General features: G+C 61.5%; 4 protein-coding genes. 1 reads left to right on the top strand and 3 read right to left on the bottom strand.

Translation table 11 applies throughout. The annotated features are described in order from the left end of the window. Positions 1–246 precede the first annotated feature (246 nt). Positions 247–579, top strand: coding sequence for a hypothetical protein (locus tag EOA75_RS31290; protein ID WP_245466795.1), 333 nt, complete (start codon positions 247–249; stop codon positions 577–579). A 24-nt stretch (positions 580–603) separates the two neighbouring features. On the opposite strand, the gene traG is transcribed toward EOA75_RS31290, so the two are convergent. The 3 genes from traG to EOA75_RS31275 all read right to left on the bottom strand — a co-directional run. After that, positions 604–2,517, bottom strand: coding sequence for a Ti-type conjugative transfer system protein TraG (traG, locus tag EOA75_RS31285; RefSeq protein WP_127325993.1), 1,914 nt, complete (start codon positions 2,515–2,517; stop codon positions 604–606). Beyond that, entirely contained in the window at positions 2,514–2,747 is a 234-nt protein-coding gene (locus tag EOA75_RS31280) for a conjugal transfer protein TraD (protein WP_127325991.1), read from the bottom strand. The genes traG and EOA75_RS31280 overlap by 4 nt, the downstream gene beginning before the upstream one ends. Then, positions 2,737–2,958, bottom strand: a 222-nt coding sequence (locus EOA75_RS31275) for a TraC family protein (RefSeq protein ID WP_127325990.1), incomplete at its 5' end; no start/stop codon positions are given. The genes EOA75_RS31280 and EOA75_RS31275, both read right to left, overlap by 11 nt.

Raw genomic sequence — 2,958 nt, 5'->3', positions numbered from 1 at the left:
GGCGGCCAGGCGGCCGCCTCGCCGCATACGACGCCACCTGTGCCGGACACTGGCGCCCCCTGACGGCGGTCGGATCCCGCCCCGGCGATCTGATCTTGCCTGGACCTGCCTTGCGACTTAGACTCTCGCATATTCGACAGTTTGGCCAACTGAGAACCTGCGCAAGCGATGAAGCGAGACGAGGTGATGAGCGAGATTCAGCCTGCTGCCGGCCCACGGCCCGCACGGACAAACCCGGTTCTTCGCTTGCCGCGGTATTTGGCCCGCCTGCTCACCGCCATTGTCGTCGGAAGCGTGCTGAGCGCGTTTTACTGCGCATGGCACCTGACCTTCTTTGCGCTCTGCATGTTTCGCCCTGTCGTCAATCTGCTTGCCATAGGAGGGGTCGTCATGGTGCCGTTTTCGATCGCGGCATTCGTGAAACCGGAGGCGGCAAACGGGATGCCTTTCTGGGCCTTTCTCCTGATGGCGATCGGCTTCGTTGGCTTTGCCATGGGCTATTCGAAGGTTGTCGACTGGTTCACGCCGCCCGGCGAGAGCGATCCTTTCGAACGCTATCGCCGGCGCGACTGGCTCTAATGGTCCGCGTGACCTTCATGGTGCTCACGGTTTGACGAACCGGTTGGCCTTGGCCGCCTTGTTCATTTCCTTGCGCCGGAAATAGATCGCGCGCCCGCAGCGGATCGTGCTGTGACCTTGCACGATGATGATCTGCTCATCCTTGCGCATGGACTGAGTGATCTCGTGCGGCATGATCAGCGGCCGGCGCTGGAAGTTCACGCTCTCCGATTTCCGCGAACTCGTATTCTTCGTGTCCCAGCCGATGTTGCGCGAGCTTCCCTTGACCTCGACGGTCATTTCCCCGCACTGCGCCGAAACGTTGCGCGCCGTGTCGAGCGCCTTGATCGCCGCATAGCTCGCGAACGCGCATCCGTCGATCCATGATGTCGCGCCGTCTTTGCCAAAATGCCGTTCCATCTGCCCGACGGATTGATACATCAGCATCATGCTGATGCCATATTTGCGGCCACGGTCGCGTGCCTCTTCCAGCACGCGCATGTAGCCGAGCAGATCGACTTCATCGAGCATGAACAGCGCCCGCCGCTTGTAGCCGCCGTCGGCCTGTATCATGGCATTGATCAGCGAGCCGATGATCACACGCCCAATGCCTGGATAGGAGCGCAAGATCGACGCCGGAATGTTGAGGAAGACATCTTTCCTGGCCGACACGATGTCGCTCGACCTGAACGTGTTGCCGCAGACAAGTGCTGCGTAGTTCTCAAGCGACAGCCATTGCGTATCCTTCGATGCGGTCGAATAAACGCCCGAGAACGTCTGCTCGGTCATGTTGGTGAAGACGCCGAGCGTTTCGCGGATGAAGGCCGACGCGGAATGCTCTTGGATGTCGCGCAGCATTGCCAGCACCGAGGGCTCCGGCTCGGAGACGATCTGCCTCAGGCTGCGCAAATTTCGCCGGCCGGCATATTCCGGCGACAGCATCACATGGGCGAGAAGCCCAGTCAGGAAATTGTGCGCCTGGTTCTGGAAATAGGAGCCCGTCGCGTTTTCGAAGCGCGCGCTTTCCGACAGCAGCATATGCGCGACGCCCACAATGTCCTCTTCCTTCTGCCGCGAGGTCTCTATCCCGTCGAGCACGTTGAAACCCACAACCGGGTTCGTTGGATCGAGCACCATCACTTCGCGGCCCAGCGCGCGGATTCTGTGCTCGACCACCATTGGTGCGACCTCGGTAGAAGGATCGAAGCAGATCAGCGGCCCGGTATAGCGCAACGCCGTCGGCACCACGTTGCTCGTGGTCTTGAAGCCACCGGACCCAGCGAAGAAGAGCATATGGGTGGAATCGAAATCCTGTTTGTAGGTGAGCAACGGGGCCTTGCCGCCTTGCCCCCATGTCACCGCATCGTTCGGATCGAACGGCAGCTCATGGACGAGTTCTTTATCGACCCGGTAGCGCTCGCCGACGACGATCTCGCCATCCGGCGGAAACAATTTTCCCGCCGCCGGCATCGAAAGCCAGTCGGCGTCCCCGAAGGTTCCGCGTCTGGCGCGTTTCACCGGTTCGGGCACGACGGTGGAAATGCGCGCGGCGACCGCCACGGTCATGAAGCCGGCGACCGCACCAACGACTGCAACCATGTCGAGATAGGATAGCGCCTGGTCCCATGACACCGCGCCGCTCTCCACCGACGGCGCCAGCCTGCCGAACTCGCGTAGCGCGTAGAAGCCGGCCACTGCCAGAAAGCAGACAAGGCTCGCCATCGACACTGGCCTTCGCCGGTGCAAGGGTAACGCCCAAACGGCCAACAGGCCGGCAAGCGGCCCGAACAGAAGTGCCGGCACGGGCGATGCCCGCAGAAACCAATACTCGGTCTTCCCCGACATGCTCGCGGCCAGTTCCGGCCAGCGCCAGCCAATCACATAAACGGCGAATGCGGTGACTGCGACCGGCACGACAACGAGCAACAGGCTCGGGTGTGGTTTTGCCTGCACGCTCATTCCACCGTCTCCACAATTCGAGGTGATCCGCGGTCCTGCGCACCAGCCTTGAACGCTTCCTCCCCGGTATCGCGCAGACGTCTATGCTCGGATGTGCCTGGCTTGATACTTGCCAGTTCGAGAAGGCCGCCGAGCAGAAACGCCCGGTCCGCATTCGATAGTCCCGCCCTGACGACGATGCCGCCGAGCAGGAATTTTTCTCGCGCCTCGCGCTTTCGGTCAGCCGTCATGAGAAACCGCCGCCGCCGTTCCAGACCCGCTAGCTGTTGATCGACGCGGCGAAGCAGCTGCGCCAGCAAGCCCTTTCTTCTCCGCTTTGCGAAATCGCGCGGCGACCTCCTCGAAGATCGCGTCGAGTTCCTCATCGGGAATCTCCATTTCCGCCAGACCGGATTTTGTCGCAGCGCGGGCAAAGCGTTCGGCGGACTTTGCAATCACTGT

The organism is Mesorhizobium sp. M1A.F.Ca.IN.022.07.1.1 (assembly GCF_003997575.1).
Lineage (GTDB): Bacteria > Pseudomonadota > Alphaproteobacteria > Rhizobiales > Rhizobiaceae > Mesorhizobium.
Note: the sequence above shows the minus strand (reverse complement) of the source record. Positions and strands in the feature narration are given on the sequence as shown.